Raw genomic sequence first — 24,331 nt, 5'->3', positions numbered from 1 at the left:
GGGGATTTTCTGGATCGCGAGCTGATCACCGAGCTCGGCCGAAAGCTACCCGCTGCATGAAATCGGGGTGTCGGTAAGGCCGTGTCACCAGGTACACGCGATTAAGACCCCCGACGAAACGATTAGTCGAGTAGGTGCTCGCGGTCGCTCAGTGTCGGTAGTTCACGCAGGTGCCGTAGCGGGGAAAGGATCAGCGGCAGGACCGGGATCGTCGCGCCGATGGCGGCCAGCCACAGGGTGGGGCGTGGTCCGAGGAGTTGGCCCAGCACGCCGCCGATGAGGGCGCCGATCGGGGTGGTGCCCCAGACGAGGAAGCGCATGGTGGCGTTCATCCGGCCGAGCAGGTGCTCGGGGGTCAGTCGTTGGCGGAAGCTGACCTGGGTGACGTTGTTGACCACGACGCAGCACGAGATCACCAGGTAGGCGCATGCGGCCGTCTATAACAGCCAGCCGGGCTGGGCCATCGGGATCAGCAGTTGGAACGGTGCGGCGATCGCGATCGGGACCCAGATCGCCGGGCCCTGGCCGATCCGTGCGGCGATCTTCGTGGCCGTCAGCGCCCCGAGGAGGCTGCCCACCGAGGCGATCGAATAAAAGAGCCCGATCGTGCCGGCGGACAGGTGCATCTCTCGGGCCAGCAGCACGAGGAGCATCGCCACCCGCGCCGCCGACAGCAGGTTGTACAGCGCGATGGACATCGCGATCGCTCGCAGCAGCCGGTTGCCGAACACGAACCGCAGGCCCTCCATCACCTCGGCTCTGAGATGGGTGTCGCGCGTGCGCGGCGGCAGCTCTTCGCGGGTGCGGATCCGCCTAACGAACAGGGCCGAGGCGGCGAAGCTCAGCGCGTTCAGCGTCACGGCCAGCGGCGCGGTCACCGCCTGGATCACCACGCCGGCGAGGGTCGGTCCGGCGACCTGGCTGCTGGCTCGCACGGCCTCGAGTTTCGCGTTGCCCTCGACCAGGTGTTCGCGGCCGACCAGGTGCGGCAGGTAACTCTGATAGGCCACGTCGAAGAACACCGTCAGCACCCCGGTCACCAGCGCAACCAGATATAGCTGGATCATGCTCAGCGCGCCCATGGCCCAGGCCAGCGGCACCGAGCCCAGCACCAGGGCGCGCCCGACATCACCGAAGATCAGTACGTTGCGCCGGCGCATCCGGTCCACCCATGCCCCGGCGGGCAGCCCGACCAGCAGAAACGCGATCGTGCCGCAGGCGGTCAATGCGCCAACCTGGAAGTTGGACGCCTCCAATGCCAAGACCGCTACCAACGGCAGCGCCAGCAGGCTGACCTGACTGCCCAGCTGGCTGATCGTGGTGGCAATGAACAGCTGCCGAAAGCCGAAATCTTGCAGCAATCCCCACCGGTTTCGCGGCCCCACCATTGCACCATGGTCACGCGGCCCGGACCTGTCAACGCCCCTACGCGCCGGAGCTTCTCGGGGAGGGGTCAGGAAGAGGTGAGCTGGGCCAGTAGCGCGGCGGCGGCCGCGGCCCGGGCGGCGGTCTTGCTCGCCCCGCTGCCTTGCGCGGAGATCGGCCGCTTGGCCCCGGCCGGGTGGGTGGTGGCGGTCGCGGTGAAGGCCGGCGCGTGCGATGGGCCGGTGGCCTCCAGGTGCCAGTCGATGCCGTCGATGCGGCCCTGCTGGGTCCACTCATTGAGCACGCTGACCGGATGATGCTCCCCCGCCGCCAGCGCGGGCACGGGCGCGCCGGAGGCCGGCGTCGGCGTCGCGGCGTGGGAGATGCTCGCCGGGCCGATCTGGATTCCGGCCTCTTTCAACCACGCCTTCAGGGTGAAGGTCGCCACGTGCAAGCTTTCGGCGGCCTGGCGGATGCTCAAGCCTCCCGACAGCAACGTCTGGGCGACCTCGATCACCCGCTCCCGCTCCCGACGCCGGTCGGCCTCGGTAGGCAGATCCAGGCGGGCGGCGTGTTCGGCCGCGCCCTCCCCCAGCATCTCCCCCGCCCGCACCAGGCAGGCGACGCTGCAGTACAACCCGAGCCGGATATGGCGGCCCTTGCCGCCCGGGGCGCGCTCCAGTAGATACCAGCCGGCCGGCACCCACACACCGCGCTCGGCGCGCTGGCACACCCGGCAGAAAAACGACCGCTCGCTTTCTTGGTGCCCGCCCCGGGTGGCGGCCAGGCCGCCGCGGCGCCGCGAGGCCGGAGGCGGCTGCAGCTGCTGTTGTTCGTCGGTGCTCACGGCGCACCACCCTGCCAGAGACACCCCAGCCCGGCAGAACCCGCGCGCGGTCCGCCGACCCCGACCGGCGGCGGGGGCGGCCGCGGCTCGCACCGCGCGCACCCCGTCGCCGGCGACGCCAGGAAAGCGGGAGCCGGCAGCCGGCACACCCCGCCTGACAAGAAAAATGACAACGCCAAAACAGAGCCATCCAGCACCATGTGAAGAGCAAAACAGATTGTCCAGGTCAATCCCATAGACACCATAAAAACCATTTGTCAGACTCATCTTCACACAATCAAAGATCACAGAAAAGGATCTTGGACGAAGGTATCTCCCGATACGGGCGGCCTTCGGCCGAAAGACCGGCACTGAGCTGGGCGGACGCAAGGAGGTGGTCGGCGTGGCATGGGTGACCAAGCTAGGCCCCTCCCAGACGCAGGTCGACTACCGCCTCACCGAGGGCGCCGGGTGCCGGCACGAACACCTCGGCGAGCACCAGGGCGACGCGCAGATGGCCTACCGGCTGGCCGATGAGCGCGGCCTGATGTGGATCGGCGAAGGCCTGCGCGATGTCGGCATCACTCCGGGCAGCGCGTTGACCGCCGAGCACTACGAGGCCGCGCGAGCCCTCATGGACGGCCGCCACCCCGAGTCCGGCGTGGTGTTGGTGGAGGCGAAGAAGGCCGTCGACCCGCGCGCCATGCTCGGCGGCGCACCGCTGCTGCAGGCCCTGGAGCAGACCGCGGCGATGCGCGAGATGACGAACACCACCGCGCTGCTGGGCGGCAACACCAAGATGGCCGCGCGCGCCGCGCAGCTGGCCCGGGGCGTGCAGCGCAAGGGCGAGGCATACCTCGTGTCGTATGAGGACGCGCGCAAGCTCGCCCGCGCGGCCGCCATCGACCTGAGCAACGTATATGAGGGCGAGCAGCTGGCCGAGGCGCGGCGCTGGCGAAAGGCTCGGGTGCGGGTCGGCAACCGCGGATATGACCTCACCGCGGACATGACCAAGTCCGTCAGCGCGCTGCACGGGCTGTCGGCCCCAGCGGTGGCGGCGGCGGTGGAGCAGGTGTTCGCCGAGTCGGTCATCGAGACCGTCGCGGCGGTGGAGGGCTGGGTCGCCTACGGCCAGCGCGGCCGCCAGGGCGGCGGCCGGCTCGCCAAACGCACCGACAGCAGCGGCCTGCTGGGCTGGGTGATGTGGCACCGCACCGCCCGCCCGGTCGACGGCCAAGCCCCTGATCCGCATCTGCACGCGCACGTGCAGATCGCCAACATGGTGCACGGAACCGACGGCAAGTGGTCGGCCGTGGCCGCCGGCGGGCGCGACCTGTACCGGCACGCGCACGCCGCCGACGCCTTGGTCAAGGCCCGCGTCCGGCGCCGGCTGACCCAGGAGCTTGGGGTGAGATGGGAGCGCGATCCGGTCACCGGGGCGTGGGAGATTGTCGGTATCGGCGAGGCGATGCGCACCCGGTTTTCCAAGCGCGACGGCCAGGTGAAGGCGATGCTGGCCGACCATGGCATGGACTACGACGCCACCCACCAGCATGCCCGGCGGGTCGCCAGCGCCACCAGCCGCCAATCCAAACAGAGCTCAATGGCGGACGGGGCCGCGCTCGTGGCGAACTGGCACGCCCAATGCGCGGCCGACGGCATCGACGCCGCCGCCGAGCTGGCCGCGTGCCTGCACCCCGGCGAAGGCCTGCCGCAGCGCCCCAGCGCCGAAGAGATCGCGGGGTGGATCTGGCGGGAAGGTGCCGGGTTGACCTCCCACACCAAGATGGTCAGCCGCGCCGATGTGCTGGCCGCCGTCATCGACGCCTGCCCCGACGGGGTGGCCGACCTGGTCGACGCCGAGACGCTGACCGATGAGGTCCTGGCGTTCGGCCCCGCCGTACGGCTGCCGGATGCCGGAGCCTCGCATCTGGTCAACTCCGCCCGCTACACCTCCCGCGACATCATCGACGCCGAACAGCAGGCCCTTCGCATCACCGGTGAACGCTACGACAAGGGCGTCGCCGTCCTCGACGCGAACGTGGCCGAACTGGCGATCGGCACCTTCGAAGTCGGCTACGACGTCACCTTCTCCCCCTCCCAGCGCCAGGTTCTGCAGCGTTTTTTGTGCGCCGGGCATGGGGTGGACGCGCTGATCGGCGTGGCTGGGGCGGGCAAGACGACCATCATGGCGGCCGCCCGCTCGGCGTGGGAAAGCCGCGGCCTGGTGGTCGCCGGCGCCGCGACCGCAGCGGTGGCGGCCGCGAACCTGAGCGCCGAGTCCGGCATCGGCGCGCGCACGATCTCCGCCTGGTTGATGCACATCGCCGACCCCGAACGCCCCGGCCTGGACGGCGTCGACGTCCTGGTCATCGATGAGGCCGCGATGGTCGACGACCGCGACCTGGCCGTCTTACTGAGCGAGGCCCAGCGCACCGGCACGAAAGTCGTCGCGATCGGCGACCCGCTGCAGCTGCGCGCGGTCGGCGTCGGCGGCACCTTCGCCGCGATCCACCGCCAGGTCGATGGCCTGATCCTCGATGAGAACCGGCGTCAGCGCGACCCGATCGAGCGCCGCGCCCTGCAGCTGTGGCGCGAAGGCAACCGCGGCGAGGCGCTGCACACCTTCAGCCAAGGCGGACGCGTGCACGCCGGACGCGACGCCACCGACACCCAGGCCGCACTGCTGGCCGACTGGAGCCGCGTTCGCACCAGCTACGACGAGGTGCACGACGAGCTCGCCGCCGTCCTGGTGCTCGCCGGATCCAACGCCGACACCGAACGAATCAACACGGCCGCCCGCGCGATCCGCCGCCAAAACGGGGAACTGACCGGCCCCGATGAGCTCTACCGGCTGCCCGGCGGCCGCACCCTGGCTTTGGCGGTCGGAGACCACGTCCGGCTGAGAAAGAACGACTACCGCTCGCGCAAGAGCAGAGGAAAACGCGCGGACGTGCTCAACGGCTACCGGGGCACCGTGCTCGCGATCAACCCCGACCGCTCGGTGGTGGTGCAGTGGCGACGGCCCGGCGCCGACGGTCCAGTCCTCATCGAGGAGCGGGTGAGCCCGGCCTACATCAGTGCCGGCGGCCTGAGTCACGGCACCGCGATGACGGTGGCCGCCGCCCAAGGCCTGAGCAGCGAGCACGCGCTGGTCTACGGGATGGGCCTGGATCCGCACACCCTGTATGCGGCGATGACCCGCGACCGGCTCAGCGCCCACCTGTATCTGCCGCGCACCATGCTGGAATCCGACGCCGACCGCGCCCGCCACGGCGAGCCCCGCAACCACGCCGAGGAGCTGCAGCGCGCCCTGGACGCCTACACCGCAACCCTGCAAGGCGACCGCGCTGATCGGCTCATCACCGCCGAGCCCGAGCCGATCGCCGCGGTGCGCGCCCGCGAGCGGGAAGCCGCCGAGCAGGCCGAGATCCAGGCGATCGCCGACACCGTCGTCGCCCGAGCGATGCTGCAGGAGGTCACCCATCCGCAGCGCCCGCACGGCCTGCTCCCCCAGGAGGACCTGCAGACCCGCCTCCTCGACGCGGCCGCGAAGCTGTCGGGCTTGGCCGAGCTGGTCCAGACCGAGCAGCGGCGCGAGCGGGCCCGCGCCGAGCAGGTCGACGCCGTGCGCGAGCAGGTACGCGCCGAACTGGTCGGCGAACGCGACCATCTCGCGGCAGCGCTGCCCGACCTCGAGCGCGCCGGACACCGCCACCAGACAGCGCAGGCCGCACTGCGGGCAGCCGAGCAGAAGGCCGTCACGCTGGAGGCGACGCTGCGCACCAAGTACAGCGGGCGGCTGCGCGGCTGGTTGCCCAGCGGTGAACGCTCCCGGCTGACCGAACGACTGTCGCAGGCGAAGGAGAAGCTGACCGATCTTTCGCGCCGCGCCGACCTCGCCGACCGGGCCGAGCAGGCCGCACAGCAGAGGGCGCTGAACGGCTCTCCCACCGCCACGACCACGGTCGACCTGCACAAGCGGCACCGCATCCTGAACGGCTCGCTGTCCTTCGCCGCCGCGCTGGAGAAGGAGAGCGCCGCCCGGCTGGAGACGGTCATGCCGGGGTTCGCCGACCGCCAGCGCGTGCAGGCCGCCCGGCTGACCGTCACAGGTGCCGGCGACAGCCTGGCCGATCGACACCACCGAGCCCGGCAGACCCTCGCCGCCCTGAGTGCCGAGGCCGACTACCGCCACCAGCTCGACGATGCCCGCCGGCGCGGCGAGGACCGCGCTCGCCGTCATCCGGCCGCGCCCGCCATGGCCCAAATTCGGCGCGAGCAGGTACAAGAACAGGTTGCGGCACGGCACCGCCCGCCCGACCTGGGACCCGCCTACCGGCCGCCCACTCCATCCGGCATCACCCCGAAGGGCTCTCGCCAGGGGTATGGCCTCTGATCACCGCTGGAGTTTCGCGACGTTCGCGAGGGCCCTACGCGCAGGCGCGTGAGAGAGCCCGGGTGGCGCACGGGCCGGGCACAGATGGCCTCCCCCGCCTTGCCAGGGGGCAAGGGTAGCCGTCGCTTGCCGCTGGTCAAGTCCCTACATCACCGTCGAGGTCAGCCGCCGTAAGGGACTTGACCAGCGGCGGCGCTGACGGCTGACGCAGGCCCCGGGCGAGGCGGGGCAGGGCGAGCGGGGATTCACTCGGACCCGACCTGATCATCGGAACGGGTAAACGCAAAGGCCGAAACCCGAGCCTGGCCAGCATCTACCGCGCCCTCGCCGAACACGACAAAGCCCAGACCTACCCCGACGCCATCGCCCAAGCCCACGCCGATTTCATCACCTTGCGGCCCACCGGCGTCTCCACCCTCCATCCGACTACCTCAACCGCAGGTTAGCCTTCGCAGGTCGAGCGACATCTCGGTGATAACGGCGGAGGAAACCGGGTAATGGGCCGACGATCGACGACAATGAAGGAGAAGGAGGGAGCCGATGGACAGTCAGGTTCCTTCTCGTCTCGGCGACGACGGGCAGGCGGCGGTGCGGCCGCTGACCGGCCGGCTTCCGGAGTCGGGAGAACGGGTGGAGGGTATCCGCTTGAGGGGGCGGGAGCTGGCTGAGCGGATACGCAAGACCGCAGAGCGGCTGCAGCAGGTCCAGGCCACCGCGAAGGACCTGATCCGTAAGATCAAGGCCGGCCCCCCTTCGCCGTAGACGAGCATCGCGGCAGACGTACCGGCTCCACCAGCGTGGTGTCACACCTCACCGGCGTCACTTTCAGAACGTGAGACGTGGCGTCCGCGCCAGGGGTGGGCCGCCCTGCCGCTGCGAGGCAGGGCGCCCTTGGACTGGTGCGGTGGCCAGGCCGGAACGAGGTCGGGGCGAGGTCGGGGCGAGGTCGGAGTGCTGTCGGAGTGCTGTCGGCGGCGGTGAGGACGATCGCGAGATGAGGGCGCCGGCCCTCAGGCCGAGCGGCGGCTCGCGTTGTCGGACTGGTGGCGGTCGCGGCTCTGCTGGAGTTCGGTGTTGATGCGCAGGGCCTCGGCGAGCTGGTCTTCCAAGATGATGATGCGGCAGGCGGCCTCCAGGGCGGTGCCCTGGTCCAGAAGTTCGCGGGCGCGGGCGGCCAGGCGCAGCTGGTAGCGCGAGTAACGGCGGTGGCCGCCCTCGGAGCGCTGCGGGGCGATCAGTTTGGCGGCGCCGAGGTTGCGCAGGAACGCCTGGGTGACGCCGAGCATCTCGGCGGCCCGGCCCATGCTGTAGGCGGGGTAGTCCTCATCGTCGAACCGGTGACCGGAGAGGTCGCCCGGCGTGGCGGGGAACCCATCGGCCCTACCGGCCCTGTCGGCTCTGCCCGCGGTGTCGGCCCGTGGGGCCGGTTCAGCCGTATCGGCGCCGGCGCGGAGCCTGGGCTGCGCGCGCACGGCCGACGCTATCGGTGCTTGGTCCATACAACCTTCCTGACAATCTTTTCCGAAATGCCAACAGGGCCCCGGCGCCATGATGCGCCGGGGCCCACGAGGTTCAACACCATCTACCGGCCCTCAGGGCCGATCTGTCTGTTCCGCATTGGCCGCCCGATGGGGCGGGGATGCGGGGATCGCGTATGCGTGACCGTAGACCACCTTCCGATCTGTGGGACTGCGGTACCCGTGCGGCGAACATCAGCCGACAACGGGCGATCCTGATGGCGTTCAACACTCCTTTCACTCTGTGCTGGCGCTACTTCCTCGACCTCATGCATCACTTGCGTACCGCAGCTGCGCCGTCCACGGCCGGGACCCTTCAACTCTTGCTGGTCCTGACGCGTCCGACGGTGGTACTCGTTACTCGTTCACTGCTTGGCTGCTGTTGCTGTGGCAGCGCGTCCACGGCCAGAACCCTTCAACCGCTCGGTCCTGGCACGTCCGACCTTCTGCCCGTTCACTTCTTGCCGCAGCTGCTTGTCCACGGCCGGGGCCCTTCAGCAACTGCTGGCCCTGGCGCGTCCGACGTTGTCTCTCGTTCGTTGCTGTTGCTGTGGCAGCGCGTCCACGGCCGGGACCCTTCAACCGCTCGGTCCTGGCACGTCCGACCTTCTGCCCCTCTTCACTTTCACTGCGTCGTCTTTGTCATCCAGCTATCCACGCTCGTCCGGGCAGTTCGTCGTGATGCCTACGTCCTGCTCTGCCCTCGTGGATCCGTTCCTTGCGATGTCAGAAACTCTACCCCCACCCGCCACGGATGTCTACTTCAGCCACTACAGATTTTCGGTACCGGGGACGTAAAGGGTTGAGCCTTCACGCCATCGAGAGCAGCGGGGCGACGGCGTGTTCGACGCTGTCGCGCAGCTCGAAGCGGGGTAGCAGGCCGGTGCGGTGCAGCAGGTGTCGCAGGCTGTGGGGGACGCCTACGAACAGGAGCCGGCCGGTGGCGGTGGCGTGGATGCGCTGGCGGGTGTGGGCCAGCACCGCCAGGGCGGTGGAGTCGTAGAAGGTCAGCTGCGACAACTCCAGCACCAGGCGGGGGCCTGGGCTCATTTCCCAGACCGCCTCCACGTGGCCGGTGAGCGTGGGTGCGGTGATGAAGTCCAGGTGCCCGCCGACCTTCAGCACGCTGCAGTGCCCGTGATGGGTCACCCGCACCCGCAACCCCGGCCCGCGATGCTCCACCTCAGTCCCCCTGGTCGCGATAGCGCCGTTGGATCCCCGCGATACCCCGATGAAGAGCGGCGATGCCCGTGGCCGCAGACGAAACGAAACGCGGCTTCGTCGAGGCCCGCCGCAGTCCGGCCGCCGCGAACACTTCAGGCAGCGCGAGCCGCACACCACCGCAACGACTGCCTGCCGTGTTGCCGTCAGCGGGCGGGCCCCCCGGGGTCAGACCGGCATGGTGTGGGCGGTGATCGCCGCGGCCATGTATCCCGACTCCACCACCGTCGCCGTTTCGATTTTTCTGAGAGTTGATAGTGCGATCTCGGCATTGGTAGCCAATTGCTGCTGTGTGTAACCCTTCTGAACGCGAAGCTCTTTCAATTTCAGCCCCAGACATGTCGCCGGCGAGGCATACCTTCTATCAGCTCGTTTTCTTCGCCCTAAAGCCACCGCATCGCCACTAGTAGTGATAAATTAATAGCGCTAGAAATTTATCACTACTATGACGCGAAGCACACTCCTCGACATGCTGAGACCAAGAAAGGCGTCATCATGGCCAGGCGAACGGCAATCGAATGGACAGAGGTCACGTGGAATCCTACGACAGGCTGTGACCAGGTTTCTGCCGGTTGCGACAACTGCTATGCGCTCACGCTGGCCAAGCGGCTCAAGGCGATGGGCGCCGAGAAGTACCAAAACGACGGAGATACTCGCACTTCAGGCCCTGGCTTCGGGCTCACGGTGCACCCTTCGGCACTGCGCCAGCCATACTCCTGGCGTACTCCTCAGGTGGTCTTCGTCAACTCCATGAGTGACCTTTTTCACGCTCGAGTCCCGCTCGACTTCGTGCGTGAGGTCTTCAAGGTTATTTCGGAGACCCCCCAGCACACCTATCAGGTTCTCACCAAGCGTTCCTCGCGGCTCCGCAAAGTCGCGCACTTACTCGAATGGCCAGCCAATTTGTGGATGGGAGTTTCGGTCGAGAACCACGATGCCCTCTATCGAGTTGACGATCTACGAAAAGTGCCAGCGCAGGTCAAATTCTTGTCCTGTGAGCCTCTACTAGGGCCATTGTCTGATTTAAAACTGGCGGGCCTGGATTGGGTCATTGCCGGTGGCGAAAGCGGGCCAGCACACCGTCCCATCTCTTCTGACTGGGTATGCGAAATTCGTGATCTATGCCAGGGAAGCCAAATACCATTCTTCTTCAAGCAATGGGGAGGACGTACACCCAAAGCGGGTGGCCGGCTGCTCGATGGACGCACGTGGGACGAACTCCCAGCTCGGACACAACCGTCTGACTTGACGAAGCCTCATGTCGTGATCGCCTGACCGATTTTGGCCAGAAGGACCGGGTGGGCCACTTTGCGAAGATGGGTAGGAAGTGACGTATGCCCACCCCCCAGCCGCTCCTTTGGTCCTGCGCACCCCACACACGAGCCAAACACGAGCTTTTGCGCCGATACCTGGAGGCGTGGTTCCCTATCCTTCTCCAGGGACCCCGCGCACGTGAATGTGTGACATACGTGGAAGGCTTTGCCGGCCCCGGTATCTACAAGACCGGCGAACCCGGGTCGCCTATAGTCGCGCTCCAAGTCTTCCTTCGTCAGCGGCGCCTTCTCGACACCGGTAAGAGAACGAACGTCGTTCTGATCGAAGAGAGAGCGGACCGGCTGGAGCGGCTGAAGAAGGAGGTCAACGACGCCACGACCCAGTACGGGAACGTTCCCGAGGGCATGAGGATCGAGTTCCGCAACGACAGGTGCGCTGACACCTTGCTCTCCGCCCTAGACGCTGTCAAAGCGATGAATACACCAATTTTCGCCTTCCTGGACAGCTGGGGTGGACCTGATATTCCCCTCGATGTCGCGCGAGCTATCGCTGGGGTTCCCTCCAGCGAGGTCCTCGTCACATTCGGTACGCGCTTCCTCATGCAATTCGGCAAGGCCGAAACACATCAAGCCGCCGGTGATCAAGCCTTCGGCGGGCCTTCCTGGCGCAAAGTCTGGGACCTTCCCTCCGACAAGAAAAAGAGTTTCCTCGTCAGTACCTACCGTGAGTCGCTCAAAGCGGCGGGCTTTCGCTACGTCCTGTCCTTCGAGATGCTCGGCGAGGGCGGCCATGACCTCCATCTCGTCTATGGCACAACGAACGCTCTGGGCCTGGAGAAGATGAAGGAGGCCATGTGGAAGGTGGATCCGATCCGCGGAGTGAACTATCGCGATCCTCGCGATCCAGACCAGCTGTCCCTGGAGTTCAGCTTCAATCCGGACACGGGCCCACTACGGCGAGCCATCCTTGAGGAACTGACCAAGGGGGAACGCACACTCGCACAGCTCAGGGAGTTCGCGCTCCTGGAGACCGTGTATCGCCCTCCTCAGGCAACAACCGTCGTCAGGGATCTCCTGGGACGCGGCCTTGTAGAGCGCGATCCTGTTCGTGGTCAGCTGAGCGCAGACAAGGTGATCCGGTTGGTACCCAAGGCCTCACCGGAGATGGATCCGCTCTTCTGATCACGGGGTGGAGACCACGACAATCATCCTGAGTCGCGGGCGATGCGCTCCAGCGCGTAGATGCCGCCCAGGCGGATGTTGAGCTTGTCCGAGCCGAGCTGTTCGATCGCCTTGGTGTAGCGATCGGTGACCTGGCCCTGCTCGCTCAACTCGAAGATGCGGCACGCGGTGGCGGCGTTGCGTGCGGTGTAGTACACCGCCACCAGCGCGATTAACCCGGTGGCGATCGCCAGCGCTCGCCCGCGGATCGCGTCCAGCGCCGCGGCCAGGTCCTTGCTGGCCAGGCCGCGTACCCCGTCGAAGTGCTCCAGCACCCACGCCGCGCCCGGACCCAGCACCCAGACCAGCCCCGCGACCAGTACCGCGAGCACGAACCGGAGGAAACCTGGCCACAACCTCATACCCGCCAGGCTGATCGATCCGTGCGGCCTTCATGGCGTGATGGCCGTCAGCGATGGTCAATCGTGACCGGGCGCTCGGGTGGCCCTTCGGCCGGCCGCGTCAGGTGCGGGGCGGGTCGCCGAACCGGGCACGGGCGACGGCAGGCGAACTCGCGTGCGCGCGGTCGTTCACTGCTCGCCTTGGTTATCGGCGACGGTGGTGCGGCAGACCTTCATCGCACTCAGTGGATAACCTTCATTATCCACTGAGAGCGGCCACCAGATCAGTGGATAACGACGTCCCGGAGCGTTGAGAACCCGGGACGGAAGTCCGTGGATAAGAAGGTGTGATGCCAACGAACACTCCCTGTGTGTGCCGCCGCGGCCAAGCGCCGCGCTGACCGCTGTGTTCCCCGACGCCCTGCGCGTTGCCCCGAGCGGTTTGCTGTGAGCACGTCCGTCGTCCGATGCGACCTGCTGCCGATCGGCGAGGAGCACTCGGCGAGCGTTGTCGTCGCGTTACCAGATCAGGCCGGCCTGCAGTGCCAGCACGATGGGAGAGACGGCTAGCCGCCGTTAATGGTAGGTGTGAGGCCGCCACCCGGCTCGCCGCGCAAGCCACTTCCCCATCAGACGTCGTCGCGACTCTTGCAGCCGCCAGTATCCATAAGATCAGATGTACGAATTAGCATCATTTTAGAACGTTCCATAACGTTAATTACTTTTACCCCTTACGATCAACGATCAACCAGTCGTCGATGGTAGGGGAGGGTCCATGCCGACAGTCGAGAGCAGTCCCGAGTGGACTGACATCGTAACTGCGCTCTTCGCGCTCCTCGCGCTCCTGGTTGCTATCTGGGCAGCATGGAAGGCTAGTCAGCAAGCCGACATGGCAGCAGACTCGGCACGATTCGCTGGCACGCAGGCTGAGGCTGCCAAGGAGCAGGTCAACATCGCCCTACGCCAACTCGAACTCTCCGAGAAAGTTCGCCGCGAACAGCAAGAGCCATACGTCGTTGTCGATATTCAACCAAATTCCTCTATAAACAAGGCATTCGATTTGATTATCGAGAATGTCGGACCAACTGTTGCGCGTAACGTGAAAATAGCATTCGACCCCCCTCTTGAGCGCTTCGAGGAGCGCGAGGAAGGCGGTTTGGAGCGAATCGCAGAATCCTTTATATTCACCGAAGGAATCCCATTTATGCCGCCTGGGCGCCGCATAAATCTCTTTCTCGACTTCGGCTATAAGCGCCTGAATTCCGACCTGCCTACCGGCTACATTGTTACAGTTAACGCGGAGGGACCGTACGGTGCAGTCGAGCCTCTTATCTACAAGATCGATCTTGGAATTTATACTGGGTATGTCGGAAGTCTCACGGTAAAGAATATACACGATGGAGTTAAGGCGCTCGAAAGAATTGCAGATAAAGTTAGCTTGATTGAGGGAAAGATTTCCCGATCTGCTAAACGTGCATTCCCTCCAGAAGAGTTCCTCGGGCCGATCGAATAAGGATAATAGGTGTCCCAAATTCCTGGCGAGCCCATGTGGACCGACGTCGTCTCAGCGTTCGGCACCTTGACCTCCGGTTTGATTTCGGTGGCCGCCCTGGTAGTGGCTGGGCTCGCCTGGCGTGCCACCCGCGTCCAGGCCCTGATGTCTCAAGAGACTTCGGCTGATACACAAAGGTCAGCTGACGGCACTCAGGACCAAGCCCACACAGCACGAGAACAGCTTGAGCACGCCGAGAAGGTCCGTCGTGAGCAGCTTGAGCCCTATGTGGTCGTCGACATCCAGCCGTCGATCCACAATACGCAGGCCTTCGTCCTGGTTATTGAGAACATCGGTCCGACTGTCGCCCGCAATGTGAAGATCACTTTTGATCCCCCAGTAGAGCGCCTCATGGAGCAGAGGGAATCATCGTTCGGCAGATTCAAGCTCGCCGAGACGTACATCTTCACTAAGGGCATCCCCTTCATGCCGCCTGGTCGGCGCATTGAGTTGCTCTTCGATATCACCTTCGAGCGGCTGAACTCTACACTTGACATGTTCTATGAGGTCACCGTGGAGGCCGAGTGGACAGAAGGACGCGTCGAACCCATGAAATACCCTATCGACCTCGCGCTCTATCAGGAGTGGGAGCTGCTCGGCCTCAAGAACATCAATGATGGGGTCAGGGTGCTGGAAGAGGTCAGAAATAAACTCGGAGAGATCAAGAACAAGCTCCCATCTAACGGAGTTGGATCAGGGGTGCTGGCTGACCGATCGCATCAGCGCGAAGCGCACAAATCCTCGACCCGTGCCCGTCTTGCAGCCATCTTGGGGCGCCGTTAATACTTGGAGCCCTGCACCAGCGACTCCGAGGCGGTCCGACGACCGGGAAGTAAGCCTTTTCATTGGCGCGCGTGGACGCGGTAATCCGGCCTCACCTGGTCGTTGGGCGGGCGAGGCTGAATTACCGTGGCGGGGGTTAGAGGCGCTTCCAGCGCCATTGGCCGTTGTTGTACACCGAGCACTTGTACCTGCGGTTGGTGACCTTCGCATACCCGTACTTGGTGCGGGCCGCCTTCGGGCAGTACGCGCCCGGGGTGATGCACCGCCACACCAGGCCGACGCGGCGATAGCTGCACGCGGCCGTCGAGCTCTTCGCGGACGCCGACGCCGCGGTGGTGACAGCGGAGGCGATGGCGGGGCCAGTGGTGGTCGGTGCGATCAGTGCGGCGGCGACCAGGGCGGCGGGGACGAGCCGGCGGTTGAGTAAGAAGTGCGCCCGAGCGTGGAGTGACAGGGCGCCTGTGAGACGACCGAGTCGCGGGCCGGTTGCCCGCTCTCCCGCGTTCCCGTGGAGCTCCTGGTTCGCGCCGCGCTCCGGGGGTCTTCGCGCCGGTTCGCAGGGCTCCCCGGATAACTGTCATTATCCGGGGAGTTCCGCTACGACCTCCCGGATAACGCTGCTCTGGGCCCGGAGCTAACCCCGGAAAAACTCCCCGGATAAGAAGAGGTGGCTGGAGCTGACCGCAACCGTCCACGGCAGCGTCGATAACGTGGTGCCGATCTGGCCAGCCACCGCTGACCTGGAGGCCGCAGTCGCGGCGATTGCCGCGTTCACCATGCATCTACAGTGTTGTTCCCTGGCTGCTCTCTCGCAGTCCCAAGATCTAAGCCCCGTTCATGCTGTTGCCCACTCACTCCGGCGGGTTTCCTCCTGGGGTTCTGTTTCGGTTTCCTTTCTCCTTTGTCGATCACGCTTCCTCAAGCCGCGGAGACAGCAGTCCGTCGATCTTCGAACGAGGGTTGGGGAGCGACAGACCACAGTTGCCGCAATTCGAACTTCGGTTGATGAATGACTCGCCGCAGTAGCGACAGGTGCCCTGGTCGGGTAGGTCCAGCGCGTGGTGAAGCGCTTCTGCGACGGCCGGGTTGGCAGCATCAGTGGTGGTTATCTGGTCAGCTGCTTTGTCGCGTACGAGCGCGTTGGGATGACCGAGTCCTTCGACTAGGAGGGCGAGGCGGTCGGCGTCAGCGCTGGCGCGTTCCATCACTGTGGCCACGAGTATGGGGTCGGCAGTATGCCGCCAACGGGGGATGTATCGAGTGGGGTTCATGTAGAGCGCGGTGAGGGCAGCAAACCGTTGTTGGCGTGCGGGGATCCTCGCTTCGGCCTGGGCGGCGGCCGCAGCGGCGGCTGCGGGCTGATCCGAATCCAATACCTGGACTAGGACGGTGAAGGCGAGGTAGGCCAGCCAGTAGCTTTTGCCGAATAGCCGGGCTGTCGGTGCGATCACTTCGGAGATGTCGTCGTTCCAGCTGAACCTGCATTTAGGTGGATCGTAGGCCAGGTACAGCCAGGCGTATCTGTCGTCGCGAAACTCGGCGAGGAACGACGCCGCTTCGGCCGCGATCATGCTTCGATCGAAACCTCCCTGACTGAGGAAAACCTCCACCACAGCGATGACATCGTCTTGGTGCTGTTGGACGGCGACTTCAAACACGCCGGTCTCAAGTCGACTGATGGCCAGGCCCTCGATGAGGCGGCTGAGGTGTTCGAGCCGACGCCGTTCCACTACCCGAAGATGGTGCGGCTGGTCTTGCTGGGCCAGGTGTTCCAGCAGCCATCCAAAGGTGGTTTCAAATATCTTTCTGCTCAGGCCTACCGTTTTCTCTGGGTGTTCGCGCTGTTCTGTCGGTGGGTCGTTGCGGAACCCACGTTGACCCAGTTCATGCCGTACCGCCTTCCAAGACTTCGACGGGCAGAAATGGTAGGCGACCTGCCGGATGTGTTCGGCCATGTCCTCTTCTCCGGCGCGGAGCCAGCCGGTCGTCGCCAGTATGACCTCGCCGAACGCGCCGGCCGTCTCGTTCGGAAACAGCATCGCTTGAGTTCGGGTGAGATGTGGCGGTGGCGGTGGCGTCGGCGGTAAGCCGGCCAATGTCGCGGCCCGGCACGTCGCCTCCGCCGTCGGGTCACCCCATCGCTGTTGGAGAAGGGCCTGCCACACGAAAGCCGTCGTGGCAGGCAGTTTGGCCTTGATGACGGCCAGGATCCGGTTCCGCTCGGTTGGCGGTGCGGGTAGGTCGACCAGGTATCGGACGATCGTCGCCTGATCAGCCTCTCCGGAGGCCGGGAGGGCGCCGAGCGCATCGACCAGGCGCCCGACAGCGGCTGGTGAGACTTCTGCGCTGCTCTGGAGGCCCGACGCCACGGCGATGAGCAAGTCTCGATCCGTACGGTCGACAGCCACGTCGACAACTTCATCGGCGGCGGATCCGTCAAGCGAGGCAAGCAGGCTCAATACCTCGAACGTCGTCGACTCAGCGGCGAGGTGAGTGATGGCGATTGTCCGGTCAGTCGAAGATAACCCGGCAACATACCGGGCCGCGGCCACCTCGACGACGGGCCGCGCCAAGCTGGACAGGCACCCGTAGCGATCCAGTACGACGATGCCCGCCTCATCCCAGAAATGCACCGCCGCCTTGGCGAGAACTCGGGCGACCCCAGGCGCGAGACCGTGCTCGGTCATGTACCCGGCGGTTAGTTCAGCTTGGATCGCTTCAGCTCTGGGAGACTCAGCGTGACTGACCACTGTCCAGGCAAGCAGGCCAAGGGCGGTGCGCAGGGCATCGGCGACCTGGAGGGCAGGCAAGCCCGGAGGCAGCTCAGCACCAATACGGTCACTGCGGCTCTCCCAGTTAGATGCCACCCATCCAGTGGTCCGCTCCAGGAGATGCGCCGGTCCGGTGACCTCATCCAAGGAGTCGCGCTCGGCGGCGTCGATCGCCAACGCGGTCAACAGCAGCGGCGTTTCAGCCAGCCTAGGGACCTGCGCTGCTCTGTCGAGGACCCACCGTAACCGCGTCTGTACCCAGTCTCTGTCTCGTCTATACCAACGGGCGAAGGCCTCCAGCACTTCCACGACCACGGGCTCGATCTGCTCAGGAGGAGCAACCCACCGCTGTTGCCAGCCCAGCGTGGCTGCTTGCGCGTAGGCGCTGGCGCGGGTGGCTAGGACAAGATCACAGCCGGCATCGAGGCGTTCAAGCAGGCGGCGCAGCCACGACACAACCATGGGGCGGTGATCGCGGGTCTCATCCAATGAGTCCAGGCAGACCAGCAGCGAACCCTCCTCGGCGGCACGGCGAACGGCGCCGGCCAACAGGTCACGGTCCTTAAGCGGAGTAGCAGCCGTCGCCAGCTCAACCAAAGTGTCGAGCGGGTCGATGCTGCCGTCCAGACGCAGTGGGCGCCCACAGCTGGTGGGGGCGAGCAATGCCCGAAGATCGACAAAAACCGGCGTCGACCAGCCGCGTTCGGCCTCCCGCGCGGTGAGTCGGCGCAACATGGTGGATTTGCCCGCGCCCGGTTGCCCCAGCAGCAGCACCCTGCCGTGGCGGCGCAGCACTTGATCCAGCTCCGTACTCTGTTGTGAGCCATCGGCGTCGGTTGGATCGTTGGTGACTCTGGTCAGCGGTACCGCGGGAATCGGCGGCAGCGCCGTCCCCAGCGTTAGCAGATTCACCGTCTGCCCTTCCGCGATCAGGCGGTGACGGTGGCGAGACAGAGCCGCCTGCTCGGCCGCTCGCCTGGCTGACCTGCATCCGTCGGCGTCCGCGACCACATCGAGCTGAGCTTTGCGAAGTACCTCAATCCACCCGTCAAGATCGAGACCAGTGCGGCGGGCGGCACGCCTACGGTAAGCACCTGCCAATGCATCAAAGGCGGTTGGCCCTTGCCCGACCGCTACCACGATGCCGTCTAACAGGCCGATGGGAACCGCATCGCCCCGGCCCGCTGACACGTCGATAATCGCGATGGATGCGCGCTCAAGCACCTCATCGACTACACCCGGTCCCCGTTGGATGAGTGCGGCTGAAAGTTCCTTGAGTACTGACTCCTGTCTGAGAGTGAGCGCGCCGGCATACGGGTCACGACGCCGATCGAGCGCGTCGGCGAGGTGCCGCACAGATGTTGACGCTGATTGGACCACGGCGACCAACGGGGTTTTGTCCGTTGCCGAAGTCGAACATTGGTCAACCCATTGATCGATGACCTTCGTCAGCGGATAGCCGGGGCGCAGGTCAAAATCCAGGTGCCGCTTCACCTGCACCAGGACGCGATGACCGCCGACGAATCGAACCTCAAGGTCGTCCACTGCCTCGTCTACTTCGCAGCGCACTACCACTGGAATACCCCGTGCCCGCTCATCGTCGCCAAGTCGGACCTCGATGCCACGCAACCCGAAACTGGCCACGAACGCGGCAAGGTCGGCCCGCAGCTCTGCGCCCAACTCGTTGTTGGCACCACCCAGAGGGCCGGGCTGAGCAGTGGCAGTCGAAGGAACAGCGTGCGACTCCCCTTTCACAATGCCACCTCGCTTGGGGGAGCCTCGCCACTGGCCAGGTAGCGGTGCAGAGAGGTTTTGGGGATGGCGGTCTTGGCCGTGATCTGGCCGAGGGATTCGCCTTGAGCTTTGAGTAGAAGGGCGTATTCGATCTTTTCAGCCGGGTGGGCGATGGCGCGGCCGATGTGGCGGTCGTTGGCTTCGGCGACCGCGCGGGCGTGGGCGGCGCGCTCGGCGGTGAAGGTGCGTTCCATTACCTGAGCTCGCTTCCATTGATCCACCAGTCCGCTAACTGATTATCTGTCACCTCGGTGTAGTGATTTACGCAGGTACCAGGGAGACGGGATCGCGTTCGTTGCCGCGGCAGACCTGGTAGGTCCCGGTTTGGACCTCTTTTGAGCTGCTGCGGATCTTATCTTCTAGGCCAGGTGGCCAAATGGTGTCGTCGGTCCAAAGAACGCCGGTAAGCGTGTCCAGGTCTGTGAGATCCAGGTGGGATAGATCGGTGTCGGAGACATCAAGTTCTATGGCATCCAATTCGCTGGTGATCAAGTGCGCATTATTGATAGCGGTGGCCAGGTCGATGACTTCGACTCGGCCGCTGAGGACTTCGTCAATGTCACGGACCAGATCTCGGGCACGCGCGAGAGCATGGGAAAGGATGTGTGCGGCACCGATGGCATGTCCTAGGCCGCCGGCGGGTTCGGCCTTGAACACAGTGCCGGTGTCTATCGAGCGCGAGATGGCAGTGCTGATGTGCAGAGCATAGGTGTCGGCCAAGGTGTAAGCGGCGTCGAGACCGTAGGCGAGGGTGCGGACGACCTCGCGCGTCTGGAAATGATGACCTGAGTCGGAACGTTCTGAGGCATCCAAGGCACTACTGAGAGCTCTGACCTGGATACGTGTCATCAGAACCGCGACCATCCGCGCACGATCCAAATCGTACTTTCCGCAAAGGCCGTGAACGGAGTCGGCGATGGCATTTCCACCGTCAGCGGTCATGATCGCGACCAAGGCAATGGTGGGATCAGCCGTACGGCGTACCTGTTCGCCCAGCGCCGCCTGGGTGGCGTCCAGGAGGACGTTCAACTCCTCATCAGTGAGTTCGTCACGCGGGACGTCGGAGTGCCTGGTCATCGGTTGTCTCTTTCCTCTAACTCCCGGTGCTCGGCGAGCCTGCGTTTTAGTGCCTTACGCCCTTTCTTTACTCGATCGCGAACTTGTTGATCGGTCATGTTCAGTTGGGCTGCGATAGCGACTGCGGAGAATCCATCCAGATGGAACGCCATGACGCTGCGGCATTCTTGGTCCAGAGAGTGCAGCGCTGCCAACACCGCCAGGTGCTGAGCGATAAGTTCACCGTGATCGAGGCCAGGGTGAGGGGTTTCGGGGATCTCAGAGACCGGTTGTGCCAAAGGCTTCCGCCGTAGTCCTGGAGGCCGTCGGAGCAGGTTGAGCGCGACCTTACGGATCCAGCCTCGCGGGTTTTGAATGGACGCCCAGTATCCGGGCCGTCTCGTTAGTTCCCAGGCTTCGAGGAATGCCTCTTGAGTGGCGTCTTGAGCATCATGCATGTTCGCCCCGTAGTTCCTCAGGAACTTAATGACTGCCAGGTATTCGCGATCGTAGAAGTCCAGGTAGGCGGCCCGTGTCTCCTCGAGGCCGCCAGCCTGCAGTCCATCGGTGGCCACGCCAGCGGGCCGTTCGGAAGGGGAGGGAAGGTCTGTCATGGACGGTCATCACGTTGAGCTCTCCGACTGGCCGGGGCGCCGACCTCGATCACTATCCCGCGCCCTCCCAAATCGATAACGCGGCTGCCCGGCGGTAGGTGGCGCAGATGGTCGCGTCGAGAGTCTTCCCGGGATCGCTGCCGTCGTACGCGTCCCCTTAGCCATATGCCGCAGAGGGCGGCGAACGTGCTCAGTGTGGTTGTCACCAGCACCGTGATGGTGAGGGGATCCATCTCATCGTTTCCTTCCGGATCACTTCCTACAGGGCAGACCCACACCGGTGAGGGCCTTCTGCTCGATAAGTGGCCATCGGACAGCATGATCGGGAAATCGAAAACAAGATTCTTTTTAAGCCAACGCCGCGATCGACGGCGAACGTCTTCGGCGCTCGCCACCGGAGCGGCGTTGGTGACGCTCGCCGAGAGGGCGGGGCAGGGCTTGGGGTAACGCCGAAGGCGGCGATAGGTACGTGTTCGACTGATCAACTTTCGTGATCTTTTGGTGTGGTTGATGATTCTTCTATGACGAGACGGTCGCTGGTGTGGGCAGGCGGGATTTTGATCGCGGTGGCCGCGGGTCTGGGTGGTTACGTTGTCGGGGTAGGGCTGGAAGAAGGCGATCGGCTGGCCAGTGTGATCGCCGCGATCACCGGCTTGGCCGGGCTGGGGGTGGCCTTGTATGGGCTGAAGCGGCCGCCGGTTGGCGCTGCTCCTGAGGTCGTGGCTGCGGAGTTGGCCGGGGCGCCGCGGCCGACAGCGGACCCGCCGCAGCCGATGCCGGCGGCGGGGCGGTCCTACGGCGGGGATCATGTGGAGATCCACGGCACCTTCCACGGGCCGGTCCAGGGCAAGGGCACTCAGCACACCCCTCCGTCGGCGTAGCCGTGATGAGCGGCTACGACGGTGACCACGTCGAGATCCACGGCACCTTCCACGACAAGGTCTTCGGCAAGGTCGGCACCTACATCGAGCACTACCACCCCCCGGCCGCCGCGGCCGTGCAGTCGCAGATCGTCGAGGGTGTCATCCCCCAGCAGCCCCGCGGATTTCAGCCACGCGAGGAGTTGGTCCGGCAACTGGACGAGCAGGTCGCGCAGCAGGGGGCGGCGGTGGTGTGCGCGCTGACCGGCACCCCCGGCGTGGGCAAGACCCTGCTGGCGGCCTCGTATGCGTGGGCGTGTCAAGCGGCGGGGTGGCCGCTGGTGGCCTGGATCGCCGCCGAGACCGAAGATCAGATCCTCGCTGGTCTGGACGCCCTGGCCGCCCGGCTGGGAGTGCGTAGCGCTGACGATGACGCTGTGGTGGCGGCGGGCCGGGCGAAGGCGTGGCTGGCGGGGGCGGATCGGCCGTGTCTGGTGGTGTTCGACAACGCCGCGCAGGTGGAGGTGGTGCGGCGTTGGTGTCCGGCCACCGGAGCCACCCGGGTGGTCATCACCTCCCGCAACCGTGCCTTCCACCGCCATTACCCCCCGGTGGAGGTGGAGGTGTTCACCCCCGACCAAGCACGCGCTTTCCTGACCGAGCGCACCGGGTTGAGTGGTGAGGCCGCGGCTGGCGCTGATGAGCTGGCCGAAGAGGTCGGCTACCTGCCGCTGGCGCTGGCCCAGGCGGCCGCGCTGATCGCCTGGAAGCGACTCGACTACCGCGCCTACCTGCACTCACTGCGCGCCTTCCCGCTGGGTGAATATCTGAGCCCGCTGCCCGACGACCCCTATCCGGCCGGGGTGGCGCAGGCGATCTTGTTGTCGGTCACCCAGGTCGCGACCACTGTCCCCGGCGCTCGGGCGATGCTGGAAAGGCTCGCGGTGCTCTCCCCAGCCGGTGTTTCCCGCCTCCTGCTATATGGCACCCCGGTCTCCGTGGTTGATCGCGGTTCCACTGATAAGGAGCACGTCGGAACGCACGAGCAACAAGAGGCGCGGGTCGATGAGGTCGTGGCCCAGCTGGCCGATGCCTCGCTAGTGACCTTCAGCGAGGACGGCTCGACGGTGTTGATGCACCGCCTGGTTCAGCGAGTGCTGCGCGAACGCGCCCAGCACGAGAGTCGGCTGACCGACCTCGTGCTCGACGCCACAACCCTGCTGCACGTGTTCAATACCACCATCCCCGATGGGGCGAAGACCTGGGGCGCCCGCGCCGCGGTGGAAATGCTGCACGAGCACACCAACGCGCTGTACGCCCTCGCCTCCACCGCCGACACCCTCTCACCCGAACTGATCGTCCTGCGTTCCCGGTGCGGCCAGTACCTGGCCGACTTGGCCGATCTAGACCGTGCCATCGACCTGCAGCAGCAGGTACAGGTCGACTGTGAGCGGGTGCTGGGCACCGACCACCCCGGCACTCTGATGAGCCGTAACAATCTCGCCGGTGCCTATCGGGCAGCAGGTCGGGTGTCGGAGGCGATCACCTTGTACGAGGTGACACTGGCTGCGCAGGAGCGGGTGCTGGGCGCTGACCACCCCGGCACTCTGATGAGCCGTAACAATCTCGCCGGTGCCTATCGGGCAGTAGGTCGGGTGTCGGAGGCGATCACCTTGTATTTGGCGATGCTGGCCGACTGCGAGCGGGTGCTGGGCGCCGACCACCCCGGCACCCTGACCAGCCGTAACAACCTCGCCTTCGCCTATCAGGAGGCGGGTCGAGTGTTGGAGGCGATTACCTTGCACGAGGCGACGCTGGCCGATCGGGAGCGGGTGCTGGGCGCCGACCACCCTGACACCCTGAGTAGTCGTAACAATCTTGCCCTCGCCTATCAGCAGGCGGATCGAGTGTCGGAGGCGATCACCTTGTTCGAGGCGACGCTGGCCGACTGCGAGCGGGTGCTGGGCGCCGACCACCCCGGCACCCTGATCAGCCGCAGTAGCCTCGCCGGTGCCTATCAGAAGGCAGGTGAGGTGTTGGAGGCGATCACCTTGTTCGAGACAACGCTGGTCGAGCAGGATCGGGTGCTGGGCGCCGACCACCTTGACACCCTGAACAGTCGTAACAATCTTGCCCTCGCCTATCAGCAGGCGGGTCGGGTGCCGGAGGCGATCACCTTGTTCGAGGCGACGCTGGCCGATCGGGAGCGGGTACTGAGTGCCAACCACCCCGACACTCTGATCAGCCGCAGTAGCCTCGCCGGTGCCTATCAGCAGGCGGGTCGGGTGTCGGAGGCGATCACCTTGTATGAGGTGATGCTGGCCGATCGGGAGCGGGTGCTGGGCGCTGACCATCCCGACACTCTGGCCAGCCGCAGTAATCTCGCCGGTGCCTATCAGCAGGCGAGTCGGGTGTCGGAGGCGATCACCTTGCGCGAGACAACGCTGGCCGGCTGTGAGCGGCTGCTAGGCGCTGACCACCCCGACACCTTGGTCAGCCGTAACAACCTCGCCAGTGCCTATCAGCAGGCGAATCGGGTGCCGGAGGCGATCACCTTGTATGAGGCGACGCTGGCTGGCTGTGAGCGGGTGCTGGGCGCCGACCATCCAACCACGCGAATAGCGCAGCTAAATCTTGACGGGGCTCGTGCCGCCATGCGGTCGAAGCGTTCGTGGTGGCGGTACCTCATCAACCGGAAAGGTAAGGATGGTTGATGGGGGCCCATGAATTGTTCGTG

At 65.4% G+C, this 24,331-nt stretch carries 19 protein-coding genes; 8 read left to right on the top strand and 11 right to left on the bottom strand.

What is annotated here, in order from left to right; all coding sequences use genetic code 11:
* Nucleotides 1-122: 122 nt before the first annotated feature.
* From J2853_RS46720 to J2853_RS46710, 3 genes are all read right to left on the bottom strand, one after another.
* On the bottom strand, nucleotides 123-398 hold the full coding sequence (locus tag J2853_RS46720; RefSeq protein WP_307569238.1) for a hypothetical protein: 276 nt from the start codon (nucleotides 396-398) through the stop codon (nucleotides 123-125).
* 39 nt (nucleotides 399-437) lie between these two features.
* Nucleotides 438-1,388 (bottom strand): MFS transporter, encoded by a 951-nt coding sequence (locus J2853_RS46715; RefSeq protein ID WP_307569236.1) that lies wholly within the window; start codon nucleotides 1,386-1,388, stop codon nucleotides 438-440.
* 65 nt (nucleotides 1,389-1,453) lie between these two features.
* A complete protein-coding gene (locus J2853_RS46710) occupies nucleotides 1,454-2,212 on the bottom strand; it encodes a putative dsRNA-binding protein (protein ID WP_307569235.1) in 759 nt (252 codons plus the stop codon).
* A 382-nt stretch (nucleotides 2,213-2,594) separates the two neighbouring features.
* On the opposite strand from J2853_RS46710, the gene mobF reads away from it, so the two are divergent.
* Nucleotides 2,595-6,590: a MobF family relaxase gene (mobF, locus tag J2853_RS46705; RefSeq protein ID WP_307569234.1), complete on the top strand. Its 3,996-nt coding sequence runs from the start codon at nucleotides 2,595-2,597 to the stop codon at nucleotides 6,588-6,590.
* Between the two features lie 540 nt (nucleotides 6,591-7,130).
* Nucleotides 7,131-7,352: a hypothetical protein gene (locus J2853_RS46700; RefSeq protein WP_307569232.1), complete on the top strand. Its 222-nt coding sequence runs from the start codon at nucleotides 7,131-7,133 to the stop codon at nucleotides 7,350-7,352.
* Nucleotides 7,353-7,600: 248 nt separating this feature from the next.
* On the opposite strand, the gene J2853_RS46695 is transcribed toward J2853_RS46700, so the two are convergent.
* The 3 genes from J2853_RS46695 to J2853_RS46685 form a co-directional block, all read right to left on the bottom strand.
* The gene (locus tag J2853_RS46695) at nucleotides 7,601-7,894 is read right to left on the bottom strand and encodes a helix-turn-helix domain-containing protein (RefSeq protein WP_307569298.1); all 294 of its coding nucleotides are present in this window, start codon (nucleotides 7,892-7,894) and stop codon (nucleotides 7,601-7,603) included.
* Nucleotides 7,895-8,917: 1,023 nt separating this feature from the next.
* Nucleotides 8,918-9,289 carry an STAS domain-containing protein gene (locus J2853_RS46690; RefSeq protein ID WP_307569230.1) on the bottom strand — a complete coding sequence of 124 codons (372 nt, stop codon included), beginning with the start codon at nucleotides 9,287-9,289 and terminating at the stop codon, nucleotides 8,918-8,920.
* 207 nt (nucleotides 9,290-9,496) lie between these two features.
* On the bottom strand, nucleotides 9,497-9,652 hold the full coding sequence (locus J2853_RS46685; protein ID WP_307569228.1) for a helix-turn-helix domain-containing protein: 156 nt from the start codon (nucleotides 9,650-9,652) through the stop codon (nucleotides 9,497-9,499).
* Nucleotides 9,653-9,823: 171 nt separating this feature from the next.
* Here J2853_RS46685 and J2853_RS46680 point away from each other — a divergent pair, with 171 nt between their 5' ends.
* Both J2853_RS46680 and J2853_RS46675 read left to right on the top strand, forming a co-directional pair.
* Entirely contained in the window at nucleotides 9,824-10,603 is a 780-nt protein-coding gene (locus J2853_RS46680) for a DUF5131 family protein (protein ID WP_307569227.1), read from the top strand.
* 59 nt (nucleotides 10,604-10,662) lie between these two features.
* A complete protein-coding gene (locus tag J2853_RS46675; protein WP_307569225.1) occupies nucleotides 10,663-11,784 on the top strand; it encodes a three-Cys-motif partner protein TcmP in 1,122 nt (373 codons plus the stop codon).
* A 23-nt stretch (nucleotides 11,785-11,807) separates the two neighbouring features.
* Here J2853_RS46675 and J2853_RS46670 read toward each other — a convergent pair whose 3' ends face one another.
* Entirely contained in the window at nucleotides 11,808-12,185 is a 378-nt protein-coding gene (locus J2853_RS46670; protein WP_307569224.1) for a hypothetical protein, read from the bottom strand.
* 754 nt (nucleotides 12,186-12,939) lie between these two features.
* Between J2853_RS46670 and J2853_RS46665 the strand changes: the two genes are divergently transcribed.
* Together J2853_RS46665 and J2853_RS46660 are read left to right on the top strand one after the other, a co-directional pair.
* Nucleotides 12,940-13,677, top strand: a complete 738-nt coding sequence (locus tag J2853_RS46665) for a DUF8453 domain-containing protein (RefSeq protein ID WP_307569222.1) — start codon at nucleotides 12,940-12,942, stop codon at nucleotides 13,675-13,677.
* A gap of 9 nt (nucleotides 13,678-13,686) precedes the next feature.
* The gene (locus J2853_RS46660; RefSeq protein WP_307569221.1) at nucleotides 13,687-14,499 is read left to right on the top strand and encodes a DUF8453 domain-containing protein; all 813 of its coding nucleotides are present in this window, start codon (nucleotides 13,687-13,689) and stop codon (nucleotides 14,497-14,499) included.
* Nucleotides 14,500-15,407: 908 nt separating this feature from the next.
* Here the strand turns inward: J2853_RS46660 and J2853_RS46655 are convergent.
* The 4 genes from J2853_RS46655 to J2853_RS46640 form a co-directional block, all read right to left on the bottom strand.
* Nucleotides 15,408-18,950, bottom strand: coding sequence for an NACHT domain-containing protein (locus tag J2853_RS46655; RefSeq protein WP_307569219.1), 3,543 nt, complete (start codon nucleotides 18,948-18,950; stop codon nucleotides 15,408-15,410).
* Between the two features lie 71 nt (nucleotides 18,951-19,021).
* Complete coding sequence (locus tag J2853_RS46650; RefSeq protein WP_307569217.1) at nucleotides 19,022-19,258, bottom strand: hypothetical protein; 237 nt, start codon at nucleotides 19,256-19,258, stop codon at nucleotides 19,022-19,024.
* A 67-nt stretch (nucleotides 19,259-19,325) separates the two neighbouring features.
* Nucleotides 19,326-20,141 carry a hypothetical protein gene (locus tag J2853_RS46645; RefSeq protein WP_307569215.1) on the bottom strand — a complete coding sequence of 272 codons (816 nt, stop codon included), beginning with the start codon at nucleotides 20,139-20,141 and terminating at the stop codon, nucleotides 19,326-19,328.
* Nucleotides 20,138-20,734, bottom strand: a complete 597-nt coding sequence (locus tag J2853_RS46640; protein ID WP_307569213.1) for an RNA polymerase sigma factor — start codon at nucleotides 20,732-20,734, stop codon at nucleotides 20,138-20,140. The genes J2853_RS46645 and J2853_RS46640 overlap by 4 nt, the downstream gene beginning before the upstream one ends.
* Nucleotides 20,735-21,255: 521 nt before the next feature.
* Between J2853_RS46640 and J2853_RS46635 the strand changes: the two genes are divergently transcribed.
* Together J2853_RS46635 and fxsT are read left to right on the top strand one after the other, a co-directional pair.
* Nucleotides 21,256-21,615, top strand: coding sequence for a hypothetical protein (locus J2853_RS46635; protein ID WP_307569212.1), 360 nt, complete (start codon nucleotides 21,256-21,258; stop codon nucleotides 21,613-21,615).
* Nucleotides 21,616-21,620: 5 nt separating this feature from the next.
* Nucleotides 21,621-24,308, top strand: coding sequence for an FxSxx-COOH system tetratricopeptide repeat protein (fxsT, locus tag J2853_RS46630; RefSeq protein ID WP_307569211.1), 2,688 nt, complete (start codon nucleotides 21,621-21,623; stop codon nucleotides 24,306-24,308).
* Nucleotides 24,309-24,331 lie beyond the last annotated feature (23 nt).

This window comes from Streptosporangium lutulentum, from assembly GCF_030811455.1.
Lineage (GTDB): Bacteria > Actinomycetota > Actinomycetes > Streptosporangiales > Streptosporangiaceae > Streptosporangium > Streptosporangium lutulentum.
The sequence above is the reverse complement of the archived record's forward strand: the minus strand, read 5'-3'. Positions and strand labels throughout refer to the sequence as shown.